Genomic DNA, 1,128 nt, shown 5'->3' with positions numbered 1-1,128 from the left:
GGCTGTGGAGCGCGAAATAGCTAAAACGCGAACCTTCGGCGCGAAGGTCGATTTCGGCAAGACCGCCTCAGACTATCGTGCGTATCGAGCGGGATTCCCACCTGAATTCTTCGAGGCGCTTGCAGAACGAGGGTGGGTTCGTCCCGCGGAGCACGCGCTTGACCTGGGAACTGGCACAGGAACCGTCGCGCGCGGGCTGGCGAAATTGGGCATGACCGTCACGGGTGTTGATCCCGCTTCGACTCTACTGGACGAAGCAGCCGCCCTAGACCGCGAAGCCGGGGTGGACGTGTCGTATCGCATCGGCTTTGCCGAGAAACTTCCGGAAGCATCCGAGAGTGTTCAGCTTGTCACTGCCGGTCAGTGCTGGCATTGGCTCGACAGGGCCGCAGCTGCGAGAGAGGCCTCGCGCGTCCTGGTCCCCGGGGGCCGTATCGTCATCGCGCACTTCGACTGGTTGCCGCTTGCAGGTAATGTGGTCGAAGCTACCGAAGAGCTAATCCTGATGCACAATCCCTCTTGGACGATGGCAGGGGGAAACGGCATCTACCCGGGATGGCTGCGCGACCTCGCCGAAGCTTCGTTCGTCGGGCTGGAGACCTTCTCCTTCGATGTATCAGTTTCCTATAGCCAAGAGGCATGGCGTGGACGCATCCGGGCAAGCGCCGGGGTTAAAGCCAGCCTTGGAACTGCGGCGATCGAGAATTTTGATGCGGAGTTGTCAGCAATCTTGCGCGAGAGCTATACCGAAGACCCATTGTCCGTTCCTCATCGTGTCTGGGTGGCGTCCGGCGTCAAGTCTTCCTGACCAGCGGACGACACCTTCGTCCTCGCAGCAGACATCTGAGGACAGCTACAGGCCAGAGGGCGAGCGCGGGCGCAGCCCGCGTCACGCCTCTCGCCGACCAAGGAACCGGCTCAATCCCGGCCCGCACCGGGATTTCTGCTATCGGCGCGGTGTCGACCGAGGCGATCAGCGACACCCGGAAAGCGCCACCACCACCCCGCCGATCCTCAAAACCGGCTCGATCCCGGCCGCGCCGGGATCTCCTTTGACGGCCTGACCTGAGTGCGAGGTTTCGTCACATACGGGATTTCCCTCGGCGCGTTTTCAACCTTTGCGTGTCT

At 62.1% G+C, this 1,128-nt stretch carries 1 protein-coding gene; it reads left to right on the top strand.

What is annotated here, in order from left to right; all coding sequences use genetic code 11:
- A partial coding sequence (locus C5F48_RS24035; RefSeq protein ID WP_219907846.1) for a class I SAM-dependent methyltransferase occupies positions 1–808 on the top strand: 808 nt, incomplete at its 5' end.
- Positions 809–1,128 lie beyond the last annotated feature (320 nt).

Origin of the sequence: Cereibacter changlensis JA139 (assembly GCF_003034985.1) — a bacterium.
Taxonomy (GTDB): Bacteria; Pseudomonadota; Alphaproteobacteria; order Rhodobacterales; family Rhodobacteraceae; genus Cereibacter; species Cereibacter changlensis.
The sequence above is the reverse complement of the archived record's forward strand: the minus strand, read 5'-3'. Positions and strand labels throughout refer to the sequence as shown.